This window comes from Scandinavium manionii (genome assembly GCF_024764775.1).
Classification (GTDB): Bacteria; Pseudomonadota; Gammaproteobacteria; order Enterobacterales; family Enterobacteriaceae; genus Scandinavium; species Scandinavium manionii.
Genome location: NZ_JALIGC010000039.1, coordinates 535,300 through 558,694, shown reverse-complemented (window position 1 = coordinate 558,694; position 23,395 = coordinate 535,300). Strand labels below are relative to the sequence as shown.

Here is a 23,395-nt window from a genome sequence, read left to right as displayed (position 1 = left end):
AATTACCTTGATAAGAAATAATTTTTTGTATATTGATGCACAGTAGGATCGTCAGATATAGTATCTTCATCAAACCATTTGTAAGAACTATGTTGAGTGTGCGGCAACTCCGCTCTTAAATCATCAACAAATAGTTCATACCCAAGAACAACATAATGAGTACTAAAATTCGCCTCTGAAAAATTATCATCATAAAAATGCTCATATATTCCTAGAAAAGTAGTATATGTTAGATTGAGCTTCAGTCCTAATTCTTCTTTTGTTATTCGCTGGAAGGCAATCTCGAAAGATTCATCCTTGAAAATTCGGCCACCAGGCACAAACCAAAAATCTTTAGCTGGCCTGTTTTGGCGCTGACCTAGCAGCACCTTGCCTTCAGTATTTCGTATGATGAGATCGATCGAAATTAGAGGGGTGTTTGCAACAATACACTTAAATACATGTTCCTCTAATCTCATTTTAGAATTTATCCTCGGAATGAACTAAGATTTTCAAGGAACCATTTATACGTTAGTGTGAGTCCTTCCTTTAAATCATAATGATAGCGCCATCCCAATTTATTAAGACGTGAAACATCCATTAACTTACGAGGCGTACCATCAGGTTTGGAAGAGTCGAAAATGATATTTCCTTTATAGCCAACTACTTCTGCCATCGTCTCAGCCATCTCACGGATAGTGCAATCTACCCCTGTCCCAACATTAATATGGGAAAGCATCGGTTGCGTATTGGCCTCATAGATTGTTTCATCTAGATTCATCACATGCACAGATGCAGCAGCCATATCATCCACATACAAGAACTCTCGCATAGGCTTCCCTGAACCCCATACAATAACGTCTGCGGCTTGAGTCATTTTTGCCTCATGGAAACGTCGCATTAATGCTGGTATTACATGAGAGTTCTCTGGATGGAAATTATCATTAATGCCATAAAGATTAGTTGGCATGACACTTCGATAATCACGTCCGTACTGACGATTGTATGACTCACAAAGTTTTATACCTGCTATTTTCGCAATTGCATAAGGCTCATTTGTTGCTTCGAGTATTCCTGTAAGTAGGGATGCCTCATGTATAGGTTGCTCAGCAAGCTTTGGATAAATACAACTTGAACCTAAAAAAAGCAATTTCTGAACATTAGTAATGTGGGCCGCATGAATAATATTGCTTTCAATCATCAAATTTTGATAAATGAATTCTGCAGGATACGTATTATTAGCATGAATGCCACCAACTTTCGCGGCGGCTAAATACACTTGATCAATTTGTTCACTTTCAAAAAAATCATTAACTTCTTTTTGGGAGGTGAGGTCAAGTTCAGAATGAGCTTTTATAATGAGCTCGGTATCTTTGTGTGCTTTCAATACACGACAAATAGCAGAACCTACCATCCCACGATGACCTGCAACATAAATACGCGATTTACTCATCAACTAGCGCTCCAGAGAAACCGAGACATCATAACCGTAACTTTTTAGTAAAGCATGCTGTTTAGCTTTCGCCAGATCATTTGCAACCATTTCAGCACACATTTCTTCAACTGTAATTTCTGGTGTCCACCCAAGAACTTTTTTGGCTTTTGTTGGGTCGCCAAGTAAAGTTTCTACTTCCGCCGGTCGGAAATAACGAGGGTCTACACGTACGATAACATCACCAACATTTACGCCGATTGCACATTCTGAATTTTTGCGTGTAACAGTAGCAATTTCATTAACCCCCTCTCCGGTAAAATCGACCTCTAAGCCAACTTCTTTAGCTGACATGCGGACGAATTCGCGTACAGATATTTGCTTCCCAGTTGCAATGACAAAGTCTTCTGGATGTTCCTGCTGTAACATCATCCATTGCATGCGCACATAGTCTTTCGCATGACCCCAGTCACGCAATGAGTCCATGTTGCCAAGATAAAGGCATTCTTCAATACCCTGAGATATATTGGCAATGGCGCGGGTAATTTTACGAGTTACGAAAGTCTCGCCACGGCGTGGTGATTCATGATTGAAAAGGATTCCATTACAGGCATACATACCATAGGATTCACGATAATTCACCGTAATCCAGTATGCATACATTTTTGCTACAGCGTAAGGAGAGCGTGGATAGAAGGGGGTAGTCTCGCGCTGAGGTATTTCTTGAACCAGACCATAAAGTTCAGAAGTCGAAGCCTGATAAAAACGAGTTTTCTTTTCCAGACCGCAGATTCGGATGGCTTCAAGTAGACGTAATGTACCCATTGCATCTACGTCAGCAGTATACTCTGGAGATTCAAATGAGACAGCGACATGGGATTGAGCGCCAAGATTGTAGACTTCATCTGGCTGAATTTCTTGAATAATTCGTACAAGGTTAGATGTATCTGTCAAATCACCGTAATGCAAATAAAAATTAGGATTCTCATGGTGCCTGTCTTGATAAATATGATCTACGCGTTCAGTATTAAAGGATGAAGCTCGTCGCTTGATGCCATGAACTTCATAGTCTTTCTCTAACAGAAACTCTGCTAAATATGAACCATCTTGCCCAGTAACACCAGTGATTAATGCAATTTTTTTAGACATGAACTTACCTAGTAATTAAATAGTATTATAAAGGGATAATGTTTTATTAAAACAATTCTCCCATGAAAATTTAGATGCCTGAACTAATCCATCCACAATCAATTTGTTTCGGCTAAATTCAATATTTACGAGTGCATCATGAAGAGTATCCGGATTGGAATTATCAACCAGTATTGCAGCATTCCCAGCAACTTCAGGGATCGAGGAGCGATTAACAGCAACAACTGGACATCCTGCCTTCATAGCTTCTAAGACCGGAATTCCAAAACCTTCGTAATCAGAAGGGTAGAGAAGACAGTAAGCTGTATTATACAAAATGTTGAGGTCTTCGTCTGATAACTTACCGGAAACGGAATATCTTCCTTTCAATCGACTATCCAGCATGGCCAGTTCATATTTATTTAATGGGCCACCACCGACAACAACTAACTCAAGATTAGGCGATAACGCAACGGCGCAAACTGCTTTATCAAAATTTTTATAACCTGTTCGCGATCCTATAAAGACGACCTCGTTGCTAGTCTGTAAATTATTACCTATAACATGATAATTATCTGAAACGCCATTTTGAATAACGTGTATTTTATTTTCAGCTACAGGACAATACCTCATAAGGTCGAGTGCTGTGTTGTAAGAAACACATATTATCTTATCACTTTTCTTTATTGCGTTATACTTTTGCTCAGTATGGATGTATTTTTTTAATCCCGAAACATATTTTTCATAAGTGAAATCATGTACAGTGGTGACCGTCTTTTTTTTGATATCCGGCAGTCTATAATAAGTTGAATGAAATACATCTCCACAGACATTATTTAATTGGCAATTTCTGTAACGCTCCAATACTCTTTCATTTCTTATTATACTATCAACTGATAACCTATTTGCTGCTGATGCATACTCAATCGTTGTATATTGTTTCTCTGGCATCCGAGATAAAATCTCATTAAAATAAACGGTTATACCACCATAAGATTGCAATGATGATATAATTCCATCATAAATAACCATGTTCATATTCACCTTAATGCGCGGATAATATACTTTGATATGGGTTTATTCCCAGCCCGCCAAAAGCTGTTGAAGGATTACTATAAATCATCAGAACAAAATTCAGGAATATTAATATTGAAAATATCAATCTCCATATTTTTTCATTATCCCGAGTCAATCCTAATCTATTCAATGATACAAAAGTCACTGCGGGAACAAACATAAATAGATCGACAACTCTATTGAAAATATGTATTTGGATAGAAAACAATATTGCTATTATATAAATATAGTTTAAGCAATTAAGTATGTTTAGCGCATCAATATTTTTATCGTCCGAACGCTTATAACCGCGGGAAAGTAGTAAAAAAATAAATGATGGTAATAGCTTTAGCAAAACACCTAATCCAGTTCCCATCTCAGTTTGCTTTGCAAACATACCAGAATCACTATATACACCATAACGGCTTTCGCGAAAAAATTCATTATCAAGTACAAGCTGAGCAAGGTTAAATTTCGATAAAAGCACATAGATCGTCAGAATCGTTACAAAACCCAATCCAATCCCAATTTTTATTCTTCTGCATAATATCACAAGTATAAAGAGAATTGCTGACATGTGAAATAAACAACCGATCACCGTTAAAGCGAAGGCATATTTTACTCTGTTATTGATGATTGCGAAACTAGCTACGCAAACAAAACCAATCGCCGCAGATTGTCTAATTAGTGAGAATGAAGGCAGATAAAGAATGCATATGAAAGCAAAAACCCCCCATATTGTTCGCATTTCTCTAGCTGAGAAGAACACAATAATGATAATTGCTGACATAATAGCAAACATTAGTTCAACATCTGCCCCAATATAATCACAAAACTTGACTATATTATAGAATGCGAACTCTATATTTGCATCTGTGCCAATTGATGAATTTATTTCGTGATAAATTTTGACATAGTTTTTATAATCAGTTCCAACACCATATCTCAGCGCTGAAAAAAGGAACAGCATAAACAATGTCGAATAAAGAAAATATATGCCTAATGGTTTGGCTGACTTTACATACTGCACACTACAGAATGCAAGACTTGCTAGTAATAAAAAAATATATAACATTTATTCAGCCCTGAACTATTTCAAAGGAACTTTGTTTTGGCAAAATAGTGTTAAAGGCTTGATGAAGCATCTTTTTCTTTTTTTCAAATTCTGTTACTTCCCCATCATTTATACAAATAATTTTTTTAGTACCATCTTTTATAGTCTTATTAACAGAGTCAAAGTTTTGATCATTTATACTTACGACTGAAGATTTTTTATATAGTGAAAATGGTCTGAATGTCCCTGAGCATAACTGCCAATATCTAAAAAGATATTGATTTACATCGTCATTGCTTCTGAATTTATTATTGGCCGTGGCAATTAAAATTTCTTCATTCTCATTCCATACTTTCTTAAAAGTATCTTTTAGATATGCCTGAGGAAGATGGTGATTATAAAAACCTGTAATGTGAGGCCACGGAGAAAGCAGCAGACTTCTTGCTGCCTTATCGAGATAACGCCAATTGAATATTTTCCATAAATTATTCAAAACAACTTCTTTTTTGGAAAATTTATAATTGATTGCTTTTACATCGTTCATAATAATGTGTGCTATATTATCATATCCTAATACATTGAATGCAAAAGTATCTTTGGGAAAGTTATTTTCGAAGAATAAGCGTTCATCAATTTTACCCACAGCAAATAAATCATCGTTAAAATATATAAACTTTTCCGCAAGATCTTCAATCTTATGTATAAAAATCTCTATGACATGTGAGCTAAACGTTGGTAAATATTCTTGCGGAATATAATCTTCATGTTTTACGATGTTAATTTTTTCGTGTTTTGTATTCAACCACGCTGGAATATGCCCATAAGTGATAAAATGTATTTTCCTAACCCATGGCATATTTTCTTCTATACCACGAAACCAAAAACGCATTAAATCCCAATCTCTAAATCTAACTTCGTGAGAGTTCTCATTGTTAACCTTCGGTTTATGAACATTAAAATCTGCCATCCATAAGGCATCATTACCATCAACCCAAGGAATAACAATATCAATCCTATTATCTTCAGACATTTAGTTAATCTCCCTGAACCCTTTAATAAATCCAGATATTTTAAGTCGTAGGATAATCGTCTGTAATTTTAATATGTTGAGAAATGATGCATTGTATTTTTTCGCTATTTTTAGTTTTTCAGTATATAATCCAATTCGGTTTTTTGCCGAGACACCATTAAATTGGAATGTTGATACTGTTAAATCAATCGGTTTAAACCGTGCACCACTTTCAACTAGTCTAATAAACTGTTCATGGTCCGAACATATTTTAAATTCTAAATTAAATCGATTAGCTCTAATCACATCAACTCGATAAAATAGTGACTGATGGCAAGCTGGCATGCATACCCATCTTTTTGAAAGATCTTTAACTTTGCTGAGTTGTTTGTTTGCATGAACATCAAACATGACATTACCACCAATCATTTCGGCGATAGGCAATTCCATTTTCTGAATTTCCGCAACAAATTTTTCGATGACAAAGCAATCCAGTAATGTATCTCCAGCATTCAAATATAGCACCCAGTCCCCAGAGACATAATCGAGTGATTTATTCATTGCATCATAAATACCATCATCCTTTTCACTAATATACACATTTATATTATCAAGGTACCGGCTAATTTCATCTTTTGTGCCATCTTTCGATAGGCCGTCAATCACTATGTATTCTATATTACTATAACTTTGTTCAAGCACACTATCTATTGTACTAGATATTTGTTCCACGGCGTTGTAAACAACAGTAACAATACTTATTTTAATCATCATAGTGTTCTTTTAAATATTGGAATTTTCTTTTTAAGGATAATAAATAGCATAAGTTGATTTACAATCAGCTCGGTAATTAATATCGTCACTGCCGCACCTAATTGTTGAAAATATACTACTAGTGGATAGATTATGACTAAGGCTATGACTGCCCCAATCAACACAATGTAACTAAAGAATTTTTCTAGTCCTAATGCCAATAACGTTTGGTACCCAAACACATTGCTTATAGCAACAATGAAGGGCAACCATGATAATACTCTCATGACTGGAATTGAGTCAGTATACGCAGCACCATACATAAAATATATTATCTGTGAGCTCAAAAAACAGAGAAGTAAGCTAAGTATAAAAGCACCTCCTCCTTGAACTTTTAATAATACACTAATTGTATTAAATGCTTGTTTTTTATCCTTAATCATTAATGCATTTATACGTGGGTATAATGCTTGAGAAATAGGACCAATTAGGCCTTGTACTGCAAGTCTAATTTTGTCAGCTGCCACAAAGTATCCAACAACGGTTGGCGTAGTCACTATCCCTAATATAACAGTTATGCTCGAAGTATATGCATTTATCGCCGCTGTAGATAAAAACACATGCCATGCATTTTTATATTCATCTATCATTCCTCTCCGTGTTGGCATAATCCAGCATATCCAAGATTTTTTATATACAAGGAAAACCCCAATACTTCCTGCGATAATAAAAGTCAATCCATTCAACAAGCAGGCTAACCAGATATCTGCATCACTTGTTACAAATATAAAAATCGCAGGTACCACGAGTAATTTAGATAAGATATTTGAAAATGCAATATTAGCCATCTCCTCTTTCCCCTGGAATAACCACACAGGGAAAATCATATTCCCGAGAACAATTGCATAGGCTGAAATTAATATATTTTCGTTACCACTAAAAAGAGGGTCTATTATCGCCCAAATAAAAATAAGAATAAATCCTATTAATGCCAGTAACAATTTACATGCTATTACATTCCAGAATATGGTGCTAATTTTGTTTTTATCATCCTTGTTTCTAGATATTTTTTTCGTGATTGATAAATTAAAACCAAAATCTACAAGCAGTGTAAAATATTGGACTATAGCAAGGGTATATCCATAAATACCATATCCATGTGGATCCAAAACCCGAACCAGATATGGAAGCGTAAGTAATGGTATTATGTATCCAATACCTTGAACACCCATTAGAGAAGCGATATTCACTAGTATTTTTTTATTCATCAGCATTCCTGCTATATTCAAACACGCTACCGCCCCTGGCTCAACAGCTACCAGTGCACTGCACGAAAAGTCAGTATGTAATTTGGCTCTATGGCTAAATTTCAACCATAAGCCCCATCAATCGAATCTAATATTGTGGTCTTAAATACGCCTCAAAACAAGCGCAAATCCCACAAAACGTCACAAAAATAAACGTTTAACTACCATTTTTAGTCATTGATTTTAAACGCAAAAAACGGCAGTGACGTCACGATTGCGCAATTGCGCATCATAACCTCCCCTGCCGTTTAGCCTGGCTCAGACTGCTTTACAAATCAGTCCACCAGCAACTTCTTAATGCTCTCTCTGAACTTCGCACCTTCATTCAGGTTGCGCAGCCCATACTTAACGAAAGCCTGCATGTAGCCCATTTTCTTGCCGCAGTCGAAGCTGTCGCCGGTCATCAGCACCGCATCAACAGACTGTTTTTTCGCCAGTTCGGCAATAGCGTCGGTCAACTGCACGCGGCCCCATGCACCTGGTTCGGTTTTTTCCAGTTCGGCCCAAACATCTGCGGAGAGCACATAACGGCCAACGGCCATTAAGTCGGAATCCATGACCTGCTTCTGTTCTGGTTTTTCAATGAAATCAACGATACGGCTAATTTTACCTGCCACTTCAAGCGGCTCTTTGGTCTTAATCAGTGAGTATTCGCTCAGATCGCCTTCCATGTGTTTCGCCAGCACCTGGCTACGGCCGGTTTCATTGAAACGCGCCACCATGGAGGCGAGGTTGTATCGCATCGGGTCGGCAGTCGCATTGTCCAGCACGATATCCGGCAGTACCACCACAAACGGGTTGTCACCGACAATCGGGCGAGCACAAAGAATAGAGTGGCCCAGACCCAGCGGCTGTGCCTGACGCACATTCATGATGGTCACGCCCGGCGGGCAAATGGCCTGTACTTCGGCCAGCAGCTGACGCTTAACGCGCTGTTCCAGTAGTGACTCAAGTTCGTACGAGGTGTCGAAGTGGTTTTCTACCGCATTTTTAGACGCGTGAGTGACCAGAACGATTTCTTTGATCCCTGCAGCAACAATCTCGTCGACAATGTACTGAATCATTGGCTTATCGACGATTGGTAGCATTTCTTTCGGAATGGCTTTCGTGGCAGGAAGCATGTGCATCCCGAGGCCCGCTACCGGAATAACTGCTTTCAAATTAATCATTATCATGTCCACCTATGAATGGTTGGAGAATTATAGCCAGTCAGAACGTTTTATCCAGCATGTTTTTTTGATGATACCCGGCTATATTTGATAAAACCTCGGGGTTAATCCGATAGTTGCGGCAATATCCCAGGAATCGTCGTATTTTATTTCCCCGGTAGCCTAAAATTTATCCCGGTTGCGTTCACGGTGTGCTGATCTACCCGGTCGATGTCCACCGAGCCCTGCCCTTTTTCATTCACCGCCTTTATGTTTGCCAGGGACAGCAACGTGTCCTGCCGGGCCATAAATTTGCCGCGAACGTCTTTGCGCAGGTCAAAATTCATCGACAGCGCCGGGCCACGCTCGGCATCCTGCATCACGCTGATATTGCGCATAAACAGGTGCTGGGGTTTGTTATGCAGCTCCAGCGAGGCGCGTTTAAGCTCGAGGTTGGTTATCGCCACGAACGACTGCGCATTGCCGGATGAAATCTGGATCCCGCGCAGCTTGTAGGCCAGCGCGGTATTGTCCATATGAATATCATTGAGCTTGAAGTTCTGCGGGATCGACTTGTAGCTGCCTTTGATGACGCCGTAGCCGATCAGCATGCCTGCGCTATTTTCCATCGTGACATTATCAATTATGAAATTATCACAGCCGTAAATTGCCACCGTGGCATTATCAATTCCCGCCTTCTTACTGAACTCCGGGGTAATATTTTTGGCTTTCACATTCCGAATAATGAAGTGTTTGCCGTTCTCGACGTGAACTAGCTGTCGACAGTTGCTGCCGGTGATGTTGGCGACGACAAAATTCTTAACCGCCTGATCTTCCGGATAGTCGTTGTCGTACGTGCTTCCCGCCAGACCAATGCCAATGCCCCAGAAGGGTTTGCCGTTGGTGCAGTTAATGTTGTCGATAACATGGTCAGAAATCAGGATGTTTTTATCGTTGATCGCCACGTTCCACTCGATGGCGTCACCCTGCAGGTAGGTGAAGTGGCTATTGGTTATCTTCACGCCGTCAAACTGGTTATGGAAACCCTGGCGCAGAATGCCGTAGTTAGCTTTGGTTATCACAATGTTGTCGATGAGCAGGTTACGCATGGTGCGCTTGTTTTTGCCGCCGATGTAAATCTGCGCCACCGGCCCGTAGCCGCTCAACGTCACGCCCTGAATCACGCAGTCAGAGCCGCGTACATCGAGGCAAATGTTATTCAGGCTGCCCTTTTTACCGATGATTTTACAGCCGTCCTGTAATGCGAATCGCCCACGGCCATTGCCCTTCAGCGACCCGCCAACCTGCAGCGTTTTCCCCGCAGGGATGATGATCCCGGTATTGATGTTGTCGCATATCACGCCCTCCGGCACTTCAACTACATCGCTGTCTTTGAAGGCATCGTTGAAGGCACGGACCCAGTCATTGCCGGGATTGTAATTGCGGATATCAGCGGCATCGTTACGCCCCAGCGCAAGGGCTGCGGGGCTATTGATGAGGGGCAGTGCGGCCAGTGCGGAGCTGGCCCCAAGGAAGGAGCGTCGTGTCAGGCTAAACTTTTTGTCCGTCATGCATCCTCTTTTTACAGCGTCTGCAGCAGGCTGGCTAACTGTTGATTAATCACCTGCTGGTTGAATTCAGTTTCGACTTTTGTCCGCGCTTTGGTGACGACCGGCTGCAACGCCTGTTGGTCGAAAGCGCCGAACGCGCTGAGTCGGTCGGCCAGGGATGCTGCGTCGTTCTCAGGCACCAGCCAGCCGGACTCTCCGGCATCAATGAGTTCCGGAATCCCACTGTGAACCGTGGATACCACCGGAATGCCCACCGCCATCGCTTCCATCAGCGCGACCGGAATGCCTTCCATATCACCATCGGCCCCGGTGACGGACGGCAGCAGGAACACGTCGGCCTCATCAAGCATCGCCTTCACCTCATGGCTCGGCTTGAAGCCCGGCATCTCAATCACGTCATCGAGCTGATACTGCTCGATGAGCGTGCGCAGGCGACGCTCCCACGGGCCGATGCCAAGAATGCGATAGTGGAAACGCACGCCGCGCTGCTTGAGCTGACGGCAGGCTTCGATCGCCACGTGCAGCCCTTTCTTCTCGGTCAGACGCGCAACCGAGATAATTTGCAGCGTCTCATCCGGCGCTTTTACCGGACGCAGGGCAAAGCGTTCCATGTTGACGCCCATTCTCGACACCACAATTTTATCCGCCGGGCAGCCCATGCCTTGCAGGCGTTCGGCCCACAGGTCGCTTATCGGCAACATCAAATCCCCCCGACGGAACAGCTGCTGGTATTCAGGGGTGTAATGGGTGAGCACATCCCGGCTCGAGACGTCGATGCCGTGGAACACGGTCGCAATTTTGCCGTTCAGCACACCGAGTTCACGCAGTTTGGCGGCGGTTACGCCCGCCGGGCCAAAGTGGGCGATAAACACATCGGCACTGAACGGCGCGGTATTTTGCGCCGTGATGGAAGAAAGGATCAGGTTACGCGCCTCGTCACCGTAGCGGCTGGCGTTCAGCGCCTGCCACGTGGCCCTGCGATGCAAGCCTTTCAGGGTGTTGAGCGCGCGATAACGCAGTTTGGCCAGTTTGCCCACCGGCTCATCCTGCAACCAGCGGGTTTTCTGCGCCAGACCGTAACGCGTGTAAGCCTCATGGGTGTTGGTCATATCGCCCTTCAACAGCGAGACAATTTCCACTTCATAGCCCATTTCGATAAACGCGACGATCTGATTTAGGACGAAGGTTTCTGATGACAGGGGGAATTTTAACAGGAAGAAACCAACCTTCATTTCCCCTCCCCGATACGGTCGAGGACGGATTTCACCATCGCGATGCCGTTCTGGCGTTCGGCTTTAACCGCCACACGCAGGCGCTCATTGATCGCCGGAAGCTGACCGAGGGTGTCCGCCACCATCGCACTGAGGCTACCGTCCAGCAGATGGCGAATATCGATGGCCATTTCCGGCATCCCGAGCTGCTGCATGATCCCGGCGGATTTGTGTTCGTAGTTGATGGCAATCGCCGGAGTGTCGAAGTTCATCGAGATAATCGCCGAGTGCAGTCGCGTGCCGACGGTCAAATCACAGGCGCCGAGGATTTTGCCCATTTCCAGATCGTTAAGTTCATCCATCACCACGTGATAGCGCGACGGGTCGCTGATGTGTTTGTGCAGGTTCAGCGCCACCATGCGGTCGTCTTTGTTGTAGCTGTCGATCCCGGTACAGGTTGAGAGTGCAACCACCTGATAACCTGCGTCAATAATGCGGTTTACCACCCCGGCAAAGGCTTCTTCGTACGCCTGCTGAGTTGTGCCCAGGCGCTTATCAAACGGCGTCAGCTCACGCAGGGTGACGGCCACCGTTTTTTGCTGACCGATTTTGTTCAGCCAGTGTTCCACGGCATAGCTGGCGGTGTAATCCTCGTCGTGATGATCGACCAGCCAGGCGGTATCAACGCCTTGCTCCACTTTGGCGGTGGTAATTTCACTGCGCTGCATCAGATTCAGGCTGACGGATTCACGCAGGATCAGCGCGTCACACTGACCGAAAACGTAGTTCGCCAACTGGTTAAACTGCGGGTCCTGGAACGGGCCGACGCTGTGACCAATCATGTACAACGGCTTTTTCGCCATAAAGGTACAGAGCGCGTGTTCGAACTGCGGCGCGCCGTACAGGTCCACGAAGAACGAGCCGCCAACCTGAATAATCGCATCGTAATTGCTGAGCAGACGAACAAAATCGGTAAAGCCCTGAGCGATGGCGATATTGCGCAGTTTGCCGCTGTCGGTCACGCGGGAAAGCAGGACCTGGTGCTGATAGCGACGACGCAGGACTTTTTTCACACGTCCCATTACGCCCGCCGCGCTGTTGTGCTGTTTCATCTGCGTATACAGCGGGTCGCCCATCACCGGGCGGTTGAGCAGCCAGGAAGAACTCACCGGGTAGCGGCTCATGACGTCCACTTCTGCGTCTGGATTCAGGGTGTTAATGGCGTCCAGCAGGCCGCGCAAAATGGCGCTGTCGCCACGGTTGCCACAGGTGTGGTTGCCAAGGATCAATAATTTCATGTGTGACCTCTTAATCGGGGTTCTTAATCCATCGGGTGCGGCCTGATGCCCTCACCCCGGTCCTCCCAAGGAAAGGGAGAAACAACATTGTGTAGGCCCGGCAAGCACAGCGCCGCCGGGCAAAAGAGTCATTGCTAACCCGCCCGCAGCAGCACTTTCATTTTTTCGCTGCGACAAAACTGGCGCTTCATTTCCACCACCAGCGGATGGCGCGAAAACAGAATCATCAGGGCGAACGCCAGCGCACCGGTGGCAATCTGAATCACCAACAGCAGCGGCAGCGATAACGCACCCTTCAGCGCCACGCCGAGGCCATAGCTCACCGCCAGCGTCGGCAGCGACAGGTAAAACGGCAGCCATAAACTCAGGATGTACTGGCGATAGCTCGAGCCCAGCACCGGTTTGATCATCACGAAGTAGCTCAGAACGGTATTCACCACCTGCACTAACAGGAAGCCGAGCGTCACGCCGAGCGCGCCTGCCACATGGCCGCCGATGATAATCGCCGGGATGAACAGGAACGTTTTGAACACGTTGAATTTGAAGCTGATATCGACCCGCGCTTTGGCCATCAGTAAGGAGCCAATCGGGTTACCGATGGAGCGCAGTAAACCCACCACGCACAGCAGTTGCAGGACAGGCACAATGCTGACCCACTTCTCGCCGAAAACCAGTGGCACCACGTTGTTGCTGACCACCATCAGGCCCAGCAGCACCGGGAAGTTGATGATGCCGACAACCGACAGCAGCTTGTAAAAGTTGACGCGCAGCTTAGCGGTGTCGTCCTGAATTTTGGCAAAGGCCGGGAACAGCACCCGGGTAATAATCGGGTTGAGCTTCATCGGCGGCACCACCGCGACGTTGTAGGCCAGGTTATAGCCGCCCGCCACACTCGCACCCAGAATACGCGCCAGCACCAATGTAGACAGGTTGGTATTGACGTAGTTGATGATGCTGTCGGCGGTCAGCCATGCGCCAAAACGCAGGTTTGATGAAACGGTGGCCAGCGAAAAATGCAGTCCAGGACGATAAATCCGGCGGCCAAACCAGCCGAACAGCAGCGTACGCACGGCGCTGTTCACCAGGTAACCGAGAATTGCGGTCATCGCCAGCGGCCAGAAATGGGCGCTGACCACGGTAAAGGTGAAACCGGCCAGCACGGCGGAGGTTTCAATCATGCCAATCTTGCTGAATTCGAGCTCTTTTTGCATCAGCGCGCGGAACTGCTGCCCGTGCGGAATGAGCACAAAGGCAAACGACAGCGTGCGCATCAGCGGCGCCAGATCCGGGTTATGCAGCACCTCAGCAATCATGCCGCTCAGGGAAAAAACCAGCGCAAACACCACAATCCCCAGCCCCACGTTCAGCCAGTAAAGCGTGGTCAGTTCGAGATGGCTGATTTCTTTGCGCTGAATAATGGAGTTGGCGATCCCGAAATCCGACAGCGTATCCGCCAGGGCGATGATCACCAGCGAGACCGTCAGCAGGCCGAACTGATGATTGTCGATTACCCGCGCCAGCACGGTCATCTGCACCAGGCCCAGACCGATGATGACCACCGTGGCCATAGCGGACCATTTCGCACCGCTGATGGTTTTCTCTCTCAGGCTCATGTCACTACCTCAATATGCTGCTTTGTTGACAAAGCCTTTGAAAATCGTCAGGAAAACGATGCGGATATCGAACCACAGGCTCCATTCACGGATGTATTCCAGGTCGAACTCAATACGTTTTTCCATTTTTTCCAGGGTGTCGGTTTCCCCGCGCCAGCCGTTAATCTGCGCCCAGCCGGTAATGCCCGGTTTGACCTTGTGACGTAGCATGTAGCCTTCAATCAGCGGACGATACTGTTCGTTATGCGCCACCGCGTGCGGACGCGGGCCAACGATAGACATCCCGCCGGTCAGCACATTGATGAACTGCGGCAGTTCGTCGAGAGAGGTGCGGCGCAGGAAGTTACCCACGCGGGTGACGCGCGGATCGTTTTGCGTGGCCTGGGTCACCACCGCGTCGTTTTCCATGACCCTCATAGAGCGGAATTTCCACACTTTGATGGCCTTGCCGTCCATGCCGTAGCGGGTCTGGCGGAAGATAACCGGGCCCGGCGAAGTGATTTTGACCGCCAGCGCGATACAGGCCAGCACCGGGGAGATCAACAGTAGGATCATCGTGGCCAGCACAATGTCTTCCACCCGTTTAATCACACGGTTCAGGCCGGACAGCGGCGTGTCATACAGCGGCACCACCGGCACGCCGTTCACTTCGTCGATGCGGGAATGCAGAATGTTGAAGGTGAACACGTCAGGAATGAGGATCACCGAACAGGTGGTGTCAGCCAGTTCACGCACCAGGTCTTTAATGCAGGCTTCGTCTTGCATGGTCAACGCGATGTAGACGTTATGAATTTTGCCCGCGCGTGCATCTTCCAGCAGCTGCTGATAGTTGCCCGCCCAGTCGGCATTCACGCCACCCGGTTTCGGATCGTGATAGCTGCCCACCACGTCAAAACCCAGCCACGGCTGATTGCGGAAGCTGTCCAGCAGAACCTGCCCCGCGGGCATATCGCCTGCGACCGCAACCTGGCGAATGTTATAGCCGCGGTTACGCAGCCAGCCCACGCCGAAGCGGATAAACGCCCGGCAGGCCACCATGCCGCAGGTGCTCAGCAGATACCAGGCCAGCCACACAGCCAGGCTGTTATTGAAATCATCATTGAAGGCCAGCACACCGGCACACAGGATCAGCGCCAGGGTCCAGTTTTGCAGGAGTAACAGCAGCTCGGTGGTCATGCGCACGCCGCGCCACGAGCGGTAAAAATCAGTCATACCGCCAATCATCTGAAACGCCACCAGGGTGACCAGCGCCATCATCAGATGCATGTAGGAAAACGGCAATGCTGCGCCTTTACAGACCACCCACAGCCCACCAAACATAATGGTAATGTCGGAGAATCGCTGCACCATTGAAATTAACGATGCATTCGTTTTGGCTCGCTCGCGCTTTCTTAGAGTCGTCATCGTTGTTCCTGTTAAAAGTGTCCCTCCCCCGTCCGGGAGAGGGTATGGGCTTATTGGTTCAACAACGCCAGAATGTCCTTTGTTTTGGCTTCCATCAGCGTCGTATCTCCACGCGACTCGACGTTCAGGCGCACCACCGGTTCGGTGTTGGACGAGCGCAGGTTAAAGCGCCAGTCTTCAAACGCCAGGCTGATGCCATCGGTGCGGTCAACGTCCAGCGCGTGCGGTGCAAAATGCTGCTCCACGCGGGCGATGGCGCTAACCGGTTCGGCCAGCGTGCTGTTGATTTCGCCGCTCGCCGGGAACGCCGCCATGCGGTCACGCACCAGTTCGCCGAGGGTTTTGCCCTTCAGGCACAGCAGCTCAGTCACCAGCAGCCACGGGATCATCCCGCTGTCGCAGTAGGCAAAATCGCGGAAGTAGTGATGGGCGCTCATTTCGCCGCCGTAGATGGCGTCTTCCTGGCGCATACGCTCTTTGATGAACGCGTGTCCGGTTTTCGACATCACCGGCGTACCGCCCGCCAGGTTCACCACGTCTACGGTGTTCCAGGAGAGGCGTGGGTCGTGAATAATGCGCTCGCCGGGCTGTTTTTCGAGGAAGGCTTCCGCCAGCAGGCCGACGATGTAGTAACCCTCGATAAACTGCCCGTTTTCGTCGAACAGGAAGCAGCGGTCAAAATCGCCGTCAAAGGCAATGCCCATGTCTGCGTCGTGTTCGATAACCGCGTTGCGGGTGTCATCGCGACACTCCGGCAGCAGCGGGTTCGGGATACCGTTCGGGAAATTGCCGTCCGGGGTGTTGTGCACTTTGATGAACGTTACCGGCAGGTTCAGGGCCTGGAAGCGGGCTTCCAGGGCGTCAATCACCGGACCAGCCGCGCCGTTACCGGAGTTGATCACCAGCTTCAGCGGCTTGAGGTTCGCCGTATCGATGTAGCCCATCAGATGGTCGATATACGCTTTTTGCAGGTCGATTTTCTGATAGCTGCCGCGTTTAGATTCAACCACCGGCGGGAAGTCGTTGGCCTCTGCCAGGCGCTGCACGTCGCGCAGGCCGGTATCGCCGCTGATGGGACGTGCGCCTTCACGCACCAGCTTCATGCCGTTGTAGTCCATCGGGTTATGGCTGGCGGTCACTTCGATGCCGCCGTCCACGCCGAGGTGGAAGGTGGCGAAATAGATTTCTTCAGTCCCGGACAGACCGATATCCAGCACGTCGACGCCCGCATCGCGCAGGCCTTTCGCCAGCGCCATCTTCAGCGTTTCGCTGGTCAGACGCACATCGCCGCCGAGCACAATGGTTTTCGGTTTCAGGAATTCGCCGTACGCGCGGCCGATGCGCCAGGCGATGTCTTCGTTCAGCTCTTCGCCCAGCTTGCCGCGAATATCGTAGGCTTTAAAACAGGTTAATGTGGTCATGTTTTTACCCTTTTCAGGCAACAGTTAACCCTCTCCAGTACGGAGAAAATTATTTAGTAAAATGTATAACCATTAGATTTCGCGTTGCAGGAAGGCGGCAACTGCGTGCATCGCCGGGAGCTTAGTAAACTAAGTGACCGGTGTGCGCAAAGAAAGCCAACGCATCTGCAGCGTGAAAGATGATGGTTAGACCCTTCCGTAGCGATCCTGGAACCGCACTATGTCGTCCTCTTCGAGGTACGAGCCGGAGCGGACTTCAATCAGGTCGAGTGGGATCTTGCCGGGGTTTTCCAGGCAGTGCGTGGCCCCTAGCGGAATGTAGATGGACTCGTTTTCGCCCAACAGCTTCACGTCATCATTGATGGTCACCTTCGCGGTGCCTGCCACGACAATCCAGTGTTCGGCGCGGTGATGGTGCATCTGTACCGACAGCCCTTCGCCTGCCTTCACGGTGATGCGTTTCACCTGATAGCGTTCGCCGGAATCGATGGAGTCATATTTCCCCCACGGGCGGTACACTTCACGGTGAATGTGGTGCTCATGGCGGCCATCGGCCTTGATGCGCTCGACGACTTTTTTCACGTCCTGCACCGAATTACGGTCGGCGATAAGCACCGCGTCTTTGGTCTGCACCACCACCAAATCTTTGACGCCCACGGTGGTGACCAGGCCGGACTCCGCGTACACGTAGCTGTTTTCAGTTTTATGGCTGATAACGTCGCCGTGATGCACGTTTCCTTCGGCGGTGCGGTTACTGATTTCCCACAGGGAAGACCATGAACCGACGTCGCTCCAGCCCGCGTCCATTGGCACCACGACGGCATCGGCGGTGCGTTCCATCACCGCATAGTCGATGGACTCTTCCGGACAGGCGAGGAATGCCGCTTCGTCAACGCGAATGAAATCGAGATCCGGGTCGACCACGCTCATCGCCTTTTCACAGGCTTGCATGATGTCCGGGCGGAATTTGGCAAGTTCTTCCAGGTAGCGACCGGCGCGGAACAGGAACATACCGCTGTTCCAGTAATATTCACCGCTGGACACGTACGCCTGTGCAGTCTCGAGATTCGGTTTTTCAACAAACTGCGCCACGTTAAACGCCACGGCGTCTTTCTCGCCTGGACAAACGTCACCGCGGCGAATATAGCCATAGCCGGTTTCCGGCTGGTCCGGCACGATGCCGAAGGTCACCAGTTTGCCGCTTTCGGCGTAAGGCACCGCGTCACGAACCGCATCGCGGAACGCATCTTCGTTCTGAATCACGTGGTCAGCCGCCAGCACCAGCATCAGCGGGTCGCCGTTTGGACAGCTGCGTTTTGCCGCCAGCGCCGCCAGGGCAATGGCTGGCGCGGTGTTGCGCCCTGCCGGTTCGAGAATAATGTTCTCGGTCAGCTTATCCAGTTTGCGCAGCTGTTCAGCGACAATAAAACGGTGCTGCTCGTTACAGATAACCACCGGGCTTTCGCACTCCACGCCATTCAGGCGGTTAACGGTGGACTGCAGCATGGTCAGGTCGCCTTTCAGGCACAGGAACTGCTTAGGATAAAGGACCCGGGACAGCGGCCATAAACGGCTGCCGGAGCCACCGGCCATCACTACCGGAAAGAGTTGTGTCTGACTCATCATTTAACCCCGACGTCTTGAGAGGAAATATCAGCAATAAATTGTTTCAGCACGTTCGTCTTTTCGAGCGTGCGTTCGGCGTAATCGCCTGCAATCACGTTGTGGTGCGGCATCAAAAGCGCCTGTTCGATACCGTCGACCAGTGCCGGAACCGACTCGGGCTCCACGCACACCGCGATACCCGGATGCGCATCGCACAGCTGGCCGAGTTCGGTAGTGGCTTCAGCGGTGATCACCGCATTGCCGCCCACCGCCAGAATATTGGTCAGTTTCGACGGCAGAACCGCGTCCGCCGCGCCGCGCTTCTGGATAACCAGATGGCAGTCGGCCATTTTCAACAGCGCGGGCAGCGCTTCGTAAGACTGCAGCGGGAAGAAGCGCACATTGCTCAGGCCGTGTTCGGCGACAAGTTTTTCCAGGCGTGCTTTGCCCCCGCCCTGCCCGACGATCACGAACAGCCACGGTTTGTCCTGCAACTGCCCGGCGGCAGCAACGACATTTTCCAGCCCCTGCTTCTCACCGATGTTGCCGGAGTAGAGAATAATTTTGCGGTCTGCGGGCAGGCCCAGTTGCTCACGCAGGACAACGACCTGCGTCGGATTCACATCACGAAAACGCGCCACTTCGGACCAGTTCGGGAAGAAAATGACTTTATCCGCCGCCACACCTTTTTCCTGCGCTTTGTTCATCATTGAGCGCGAAATCGTGGATACGTTGTCGACGTTGTGCAGACCGCTACGCTCAAACCGGCTGGCGAGTTTTGCCACCGTGCCGCCTTCGCCTTTTCCGGCCATGCCCAGACCGAGCATCGCATCCACTTCATAATCCTGAATGTGCAGCAGGGTGCGCGCGCCGGAGAGTTTCGCCAGCAGACGCATGCCTGGGGTGCAAAACAGCGTCGGCACCACGCCGATAATCCTGTCCGGCTTCCAGCGACGTTGCGCCATCAGCGGGAAAAAACTGCTCAGCGCAAAGCTGCCGAGGTGAATCAGGCGCTTGAGCGTTGAAGGCTGTTTCGGCACATACAGCGGGCAGCGCCAGACGGTGGCAGCCCCCTCTTCGCGACGGTAGCGCCACGCGGAGTAGCGCTCGCCAATTTTCCATTCCGGGTAGTACGGCGGGGCCGTAATCACGCGCACGTCGTGCCCTTCCTGCGCCATCCACTCCACCATTTCACCGGTGTATTTACCGATACCGGTAAGTTCGGGCGAGTAGTTAATTCCATAGACGAGGATTTTCATAAACCCGGTGCCTCCGCGCATTTCTCATCGAGGAAATAAGCGCGACTGTTGTCGTGGACGTTGTCCGCCGCCAGCAGTGCGTCCTGCGTCAGCCAGCGATAATCGTTGTGCTGCGCGGTCGGCAGTTGCAGGCCATCGACGTCAACCTTCAGGCGGAATCCCAGCACCACGTAATGGGTGCTGAAATCGGTGCCGGAAAAATTGTCGTCATAGAAATGCTGCCAGACGCCGTAAAACTGGCCTGCCGACATCGGCAGGCGCAGGCCTAACTCTGCTTCGGTCAGGCGCATAAAGGCATCGGCGAGCGTTTCATCTTTCTGCACTCGCCCGCCCGGCACGAACCAGTAGCCCTGTGCCGGACGGTTATTACGTTTCCCGAGCAGAAATTCGCCCTGGGCATTCTCCACGACCAAATCAATCGAGATGAGCGGCGTTGAACGCACCACGGTGGCAAAATCTTCTGGCTTCAGAAACATGGTTTACCCCCGGAAGCGGTGCTGGTTCTCAAGGAACCACTGGTAAGTGCTGGCCAGACCCGCTTCCAGCGTCACCTCGTGATACCAGCCGAGCTGATGCAGACGCGAAACGTCCAGCAGCTTGCGCGGCGTACCGTCGGGTTTGCTGGCGTCGAACACCACGCGGCCTTTGTAACCGGTCACTTTGGCGAGCGTTTGCGCCAGTTCGCGAATGGTGCAGTCCACCCCGGTGCCGACGTTGATATGCGACAGCATCGGTTCGGTGTTTTCCTGCCACACCTCGCGGTCGAGTTCCATCACGTGAATGCTGGCTGCAGCCATGTCATCTACGTGCAGGAATTCGCGCATCGGCGTGCCGCTGCCCCATACCACCACATCAGGCGTGTTGTCCTGAGTCGCTTCGTGGAAACGACGCAGCAGCGCCGGGATCACGTGCGAATTGCTCGGGTGGAAGTTGTCGTGCGGGCCGTACAGGTTGGTCGGCATCACCGAACGATAGTCGCGGTTGTACTGACGGTTGTACGATTCACACAGCTTGATACCGGCAATTTTGGCGATAGCGTACGGTTCGTTAGTCGCTTCAAGCGTGCCTTGCAGCAGCTCGCTTTCCGGCATCGGCTGTTTTGCCATCTTCGGGTAAATACAGGATGAACCGAGGAACAACAGCTTGTTCACGTTGTGCAGATGCGCGGCGTGAATAATGTTGCTTTCGATCATCATGTTTTCGTAGATGAAATCTGCCGGGAAGCTGTTGTTAGCGACAATACCGCCCACCTTCGCTGCCGCCAGATACACCTGGTCAATGCGTTCTTCTGCAAAGAAATCATTCACCGCTTTGCTGTCGAGCAGGTTCAGTTGGTCGCGGGTGCGCAGCACCAGCTCCACATCACCCCGCTGTTCCAGCTGGCGGACGATGGCTGAGCCCACCATCCCGCGGTGGCCCGCCACGAAAATACGTTGTCTGGTCATGACTCAGGACTCCAGCGCGATGGCTACCTCGTAACCGTGAGCTTTAAGCAGGGAGTGTTTCTTCGCTGCTTCCAGATCGTTGGCAACCATTTCGGAGACCATTTCCTGCAGGGTGATTTCCGGTTTCCAGCCCAGTTTTTCGTGCGCTTTGGTTGGGTCGCCGAGCAGGGTTTCCACTTCAGCAGGACGGAAGTAGCGCGGGTCAACGGCAATCATCACGTCGCCTGGTTTCACACCCGGTGCGTCGTGACCGGTAACAGAAACCACGATGCCTTTCTCTTCTACGCCAGTGCCTTCAAAGCGCAGTTTGATACCCAGTTGTGCCGCGGCCATTTCGACGAACTGACGCACGGAGTACTGCACGCCGGTGGCGATCACGAAGTCTTCCGGGTTGTCCTGCTGCAGCATCATCCACTGCATTTTTACGTAGTCTTTCGCATGGCCCCAGTCACGCAGGGAGTCCATGTTGCCGAGGTACAGGCACTTCTCCAGGCCCTGAGCGATGTTGGCAATTGCACGGGTGATTTTGCGGGTCACGAAAGTTTCGCCGCGGCGCGGGGATTCGTGGTTAAACAGAATGCCGTTACAGGCGAACATGCCGTAGGATTCGCGGTAGTTGACGGTGATCCAGTAGGCGTACAGTTTAGCGACAGCATACGGAGAGCGCGGGTAGAACGGCGTGGTCTCTTTCTGCGGAATTTCCTGCACCAGGCCGTACAGCTCAGACGTGGACGCCTGATAGAAACGGGTTTTCTTCTCAAGACCGAGGAAACGAATCGCTTCCAGCAGACGCAGAGTGCCCATCGCATCCACGTCAGCGGTGTATTCCGGGGACTCGAAGGAAACGGCCACGTGGCTCATTGCGCCCAGGTTGTACACTTCGTCCGGCTGCACTTCCTGCAGGATACGGGTCAGGTTGGAGGAGTCAGTCAGATCACCGTAGTGCAGATGGAATTTCGGGTTTGCAGCATGAGGATCCTGATAGATGTGATCCACGCGCTCGGTATTGAATGAAGACGCACGACGCTTAATACCGTGAACTTCATAGCCTTTTTCGAGCAGCAGCTCTGCCAGGTAAGAACCATCCTGCCCGGTAACGCCGGTGATGAGTGCGACTTTTGACATGTTTATATTCCTCTACTTACAGGGAGTTAATAGTTTCAACGCGTTCGCGCGTCACCACTGCTGGATTGCCTCGGCAAATCATGTTTGCCGGTAGCGTTTTAAATACACTGCTGCGTGCGCCAACGACGGTGCCATCACCAATCGTCACGCCGGGTGCCACGAAAACATCCGTTGCCAGCCAGCATTTCTCGCCAATCACAATCGGCGTCGCGTTAATATCAAAATGCGCGCTCATATAATCGTGACTGCCGGTACATAAATAACACTTCTGCGATACCACTGAATTAGCGCCAATGGTAATGTCGCCAAGGGTATATAGCACCGCGTCATCGCCCACCCAGGCGTTATCACCGAGGGTTAATTTCCACGGATACGTAATTTTTACCGAGGGGCGAATCACTACGTTCTTTCCGATTTTTGCGCCAAACAGGCGTAATAAAAATGCACGCCAGCGGTAGAGTATTTGCGGCGACCAGGCAAATAAGGTTGCCTGGACGGCCCACCATAATTGAACCTTAATACCGCCCGCTCCCCGGAAGCCTTTTGGCACCGAGAATCCGTTTAATTCTTGCATTGC

General features: G+C 49.3%; 21 protein-coding genes. All 21 read right to left on the bottom strand.

Going from position 1 to position 23,395, the window contains the following annotated elements:
• Positions 1–2: 2 nt before the first annotated feature.
• Entirely contained in the window at positions 3–458 is a 456-nt protein-coding gene (locus MUU51_RS16980; protein WP_258968191.1) for a GDP-mannose mannosyl hydrolase, read from the bottom strand.
• Between the two features lie 8 nt (positions 459–466).
• The gene (fcl, locus tag MUU51_RS16975) at positions 467–1,432 is read right to left on the bottom strand and encodes a GDP-L-fucose synthase (RefSeq protein ID WP_258968190.1); all 966 of its coding nucleotides are present in this window, start codon (positions 1,430–1,432) and stop codon (positions 467–469) included.
• 3 nt (positions 1,433–1,435) lie between these two features.
• Positions 1,436–2,560, bottom strand: coding sequence for a GDP-mannose 4,6-dehydratase (gmd, locus tag MUU51_RS16970; RefSeq protein ID WP_258968189.1), 1,125 nt, complete (start codon positions 2,558–2,560; stop codon positions 1,436–1,438).
• Positions 2,561–2,575: 15 nt separating this feature from the next.
• Positions 2,576–3,571, bottom strand: coding sequence for a glycosyltransferase family 4 protein (locus MUU51_RS16965; RefSeq protein WP_258968254.1), 996 nt, complete (start codon positions 3,569–3,571; stop codon positions 2,576–2,578).
• 13 nt (positions 3,572–3,584) lie between these two features.
• Positions 3,585–4,670, bottom strand: a complete 1,086-nt coding sequence (locus MUU51_RS16960) for an EpsG family protein (RefSeq protein WP_258968188.1) — start codon at positions 4,668–4,670, stop codon at positions 3,585–3,587.
• A gap of 4 nt (positions 4,671–4,674) precedes the next feature.
• Positions 4,675–5,679, bottom strand: coding sequence for a stealth family protein (locus MUU51_RS16955; RefSeq protein ID WP_258968187.1), 1,005 nt, complete (start codon positions 5,677–5,679; stop codon positions 4,675–4,677).
• Positions 5,680–6,432 (bottom strand): glycosyltransferase family 2 protein, encoded by a 753-nt coding sequence (locus tag MUU51_RS16950; RefSeq protein ID WP_258968186.1) that lies wholly within the window; start codon positions 6,430–6,432, stop codon positions 5,680–5,682.
• Positions 6,429–7,679 (bottom strand): flippase, encoded by a 1,251-nt coding sequence (locus MUU51_RS16945; RefSeq protein WP_258968185.1) that lies wholly within the window; start codon positions 7,677–7,679, stop codon positions 6,429–6,431. Before MUU51_RS16945 ends, MUU51_RS16950 begins: the two co-directional genes overlap by 4 nt.
• Before the next feature lie 314 nt (positions 7,680–7,993).
• Positions 7,994–8,887 (bottom strand): UTP--glucose-1-phosphate uridylyltransferase GalF, encoded by an 894-nt coding sequence (gene galF / locus MUU51_RS16940; RefSeq protein WP_258968184.1) that lies wholly within the window; start codon positions 8,885–8,887, stop codon positions 7,994–7,996.
• Positions 8,888–9,033: 146 nt separating this feature from the next.
• Entirely contained in the window at positions 9,034–10,437 is a 1,404-nt protein-coding gene (gene wcaM / locus MUU51_RS16935; protein ID WP_258968183.1) for a colanic acid biosynthesis protein WcaM, read from the bottom strand.
• 11 nt (positions 10,438–10,448) lie between these two features.
• The gene (gene wcaL / locus MUU51_RS16930) at positions 10,449–11,669 is read right to left on the bottom strand and encodes a colanic acid biosynthesis glycosyltransferase WcaL (protein ID WP_258968182.1); all 1,221 of its coding nucleotides are present in this window, start codon (positions 11,667–11,669) and stop codon (positions 10,449–10,451) included.
• Positions 11,666–12,946 carry a colanic acid biosynthesis pyruvyl transferase WcaK gene (wcaK, locus tag MUU51_RS16925; protein ID WP_159775556.1) on the bottom strand — a complete coding sequence of 427 codons (1,281 nt, stop codon included), beginning with the start codon at positions 12,944–12,946 and terminating at the stop codon, positions 11,666–11,668. Before wcaK ends, wcaL begins: the two co-directional genes overlap by 4 nt.
• A 134-nt stretch (positions 12,947–13,080) precedes the next feature.
• Positions 13,081–14,559, bottom strand: a complete 1,479-nt coding sequence (wzxC, locus tag MUU51_RS16920; protein ID WP_258968181.1) for a colanic acid undecaprenyl disphosphate flippase WzxC — start codon at positions 14,557–14,559, stop codon at positions 13,081–13,083.
• A 9-nt stretch (positions 14,560–14,568) separates the two neighbouring features.
• A complete protein-coding gene (gene wcaJ, locus MUU51_RS16915) occupies positions 14,569–15,963 on the bottom strand; it encodes an undecaprenyl-phosphate glucose phosphotransferase (protein ID WP_258968180.1) in 1,395 nt (464 codons plus the stop codon).
• A 50-nt stretch (positions 15,964–16,013) separates the two neighbouring features.
• A complete protein-coding gene (cpsG, locus tag MUU51_RS16910; protein WP_258968179.1) occupies positions 16,014–17,384 on the bottom strand; it encodes a colanic acid biosynthesis phosphomannomutase CpsG in 1,371 nt (456 codons plus the stop codon).
• 186 nt (positions 17,385–17,570) lie between these two features.
• Entirely contained in the window at positions 17,571–19,007 is a 1,437-nt protein-coding gene (gene cpsB / locus MUU51_RS16905; protein ID WP_258968178.1) for a mannose-1-phosphate guanyltransferase, read from the bottom strand.
• On the bottom strand, positions 19,007–20,248 hold the full coding sequence (gene wcaI / locus MUU51_RS16900; protein WP_258968177.1) for a colanic acid biosynthesis fucosyltransferase WcaI: 1,242 nt from the start codon (positions 20,246–20,248) through the stop codon (positions 19,007–19,009). The genes cpsB and wcaI overlap by 1 nt, the downstream gene beginning before the upstream one ends.
• Entirely contained in the window at positions 20,245–20,724 is a 480-nt protein-coding gene (locus tag MUU51_RS16895; protein WP_258968176.1) for a GDP-mannose mannosyl hydrolase, read from the bottom strand. The genes wcaI and MUU51_RS16895 overlap by 4 nt, the downstream gene beginning before the upstream one ends.
• A 3-nt stretch (positions 20,725–20,727) precedes the next feature.
• Positions 20,728–21,693 (bottom strand): GDP-L-fucose synthase, encoded by a 966-nt coding sequence (fcl, locus tag MUU51_RS16890; RefSeq protein ID WP_110509531.1) that lies wholly within the window; start codon positions 21,691–21,693, stop codon positions 20,728–20,730.
• 3 nt (positions 21,694–21,696) lie between these two features.
• Entirely contained in the window at positions 21,697–22,818 is a 1,122-nt protein-coding gene (gene gmd, locus MUU51_RS16885) for a GDP-mannose 4,6-dehydratase (RefSeq protein ID WP_159775568.1), read from the bottom strand.
• Positions 22,819–22,834: 16 nt separating this feature from the next.
• Positions 22,835–23,392, bottom strand: a complete 558-nt coding sequence (wcaF, locus tag MUU51_RS16880; RefSeq protein WP_125354249.1) for a colanic acid biosynthesis acetyltransferase WcaF — start codon at positions 23,390–23,392, stop codon at positions 22,835–22,837.
• Between the last annotated feature and the right edge of the window lie 3 nt (positions 23,393–23,395).

What these genes read in the sequence shown, in the direction of transcription:
- MUU51_RS16955 (WP_258968187.1), bottom strand. Translation starts at nt 5,679, where the DNA reads ATGTCTGAAGATAATAGGATTGATATTGTTATTCCTTGGGTTGATGGT.
- cpsG (WP_258968179.1), bottom strand. Translation starts at nt 17,384, where the DNA reads ATGACCACATTAACCTGTTTTAAAGCCTACGATATTCGCGGCAAGCTG.
- wcaM (WP_258968183.1), bottom strand. Translation starts at nt 10,437, where the DNA reads ATGACGGACAAAAAGTTTAGCCTGACACGACGCTCCTTCCTTGGGGCC.
- wcaJ (WP_258968180.1), bottom strand. Translation starts at nt 15,963, where the DNA reads ATGACGACTCTAAGAAAGCGCGAGCGAGCCAAAACGAATGCATCGTTA.
- gmd (WP_159775568.1), bottom strand. Translation starts at nt 22,818, where the DNA reads ATGTCAAAAGTCGCACTCATCACCGGCGTTACCGGGCAGGATGGTTCT.
- MUU51_RS16945 (WP_258968185.1), bottom strand. Translation starts at nt 7,679, where the DNA reads ATGAATAAAAAAATACTAGTGAATATCGCTTCTCTAATGGGTGTTCAA.
- fcl (WP_258968190.1), bottom strand. Translation starts at nt 1,432, where the DNA reads ATGAGTAAATCGCGTATTTATGTTGCAGGTCATCGTGGGATGGTAGGT.
- MUU51_RS16980 (WP_258968191.1), bottom strand. Translation starts at nt 458, where the DNA reads ATGAGATTAGAGGAACATGTATTTAAGTGTATTGTTGCAAACACCCCT.
- gmd (WP_258968189.1), bottom strand. Translation starts at nt 2,560, where the DNA reads ATGTCTAAAAAAATTGCATTAATCACTGGTGTTACTGGGCAAGATGGT.
- wcaF (WP_125354249.1), bottom strand. Translation starts at nt 23,392, where the DNA reads ATGCAAGAATTAAACGGATTCTCGGTGCCAAAAGGCTTCCGGGGAGCG.
- wcaI (WP_258968177.1), bottom strand. Translation starts at nt 20,248, where the DNA reads ATGAAAATCCTCGTCTATGGAATTAACTACTCGCCCGAACTTACCGGT.
- MUU51_RS16895 (WP_258968176.1), bottom strand. Translation starts at nt 20,724, where the DNA reads ATGTTTCTGAAGCCAGAAGATTTTGCCACCGTGGTGCGTTCAACGCCG.
- MUU51_RS16960 (WP_258968188.1), bottom strand. Translation starts at nt 4,670, where the DNA reads ATGTTATATATTTTTTTATTACTAGCAAGTCTTGCATTCTGTAGTGTG.
- wzxC (WP_258968181.1), bottom strand. Translation starts at nt 14,559, where the DNA reads ATGAGCCTGAGAGAGAAAACCATCAGCGGTGCGAAATGGTCCGCTATG.
- galF (WP_258968184.1), bottom strand. Translation starts at nt 8,887, where the DNA reads ATGATTAATTTGAAAGCAGTTATTCCGGTAGCGGGCCTCGGGATGCAC.
- MUU51_RS16950 (WP_258968186.1), bottom strand. Translation starts at nt 6,432, where the DNA reads ATGATGATTAAAATAAGTATTGTTACTGTTGTTTACAACGCCGTGGAA.
- wcaK (WP_159775556.1), bottom strand. Translation starts at nt 12,946, where the DNA reads ATGAAATTATTGATCCTTGGCAACCACACCTGTGGCAACCGTGGCGAC.
- fcl (WP_110509531.1), bottom strand. Translation starts at nt 21,693, where the DNA reads ATGACCAGACAACGTATTTTCGTGGCGGGCCACCGCGGGATGGTGGGC.
- MUU51_RS16965 (WP_258968254.1), bottom strand. Translation starts at nt 3,571, where the DNA reads ATGGTTATTTATGATGGAATTATATCATCATTGCAATCTTATGGTGGT.
- cpsB (WP_258968178.1), bottom strand. Translation starts at nt 19,007, where the DNA reads ATGAGTCAGACACAACTCTTTCCGGTAGTGATGGCCGGTGGCTCCGGC.
- wcaL (WP_258968182.1), bottom strand. Translation starts at nt 11,669, where the DNA reads ATGAAGGTTGGTTTCTTCCTGTTAAAATTCCCCCTGTCATCAGAAACC.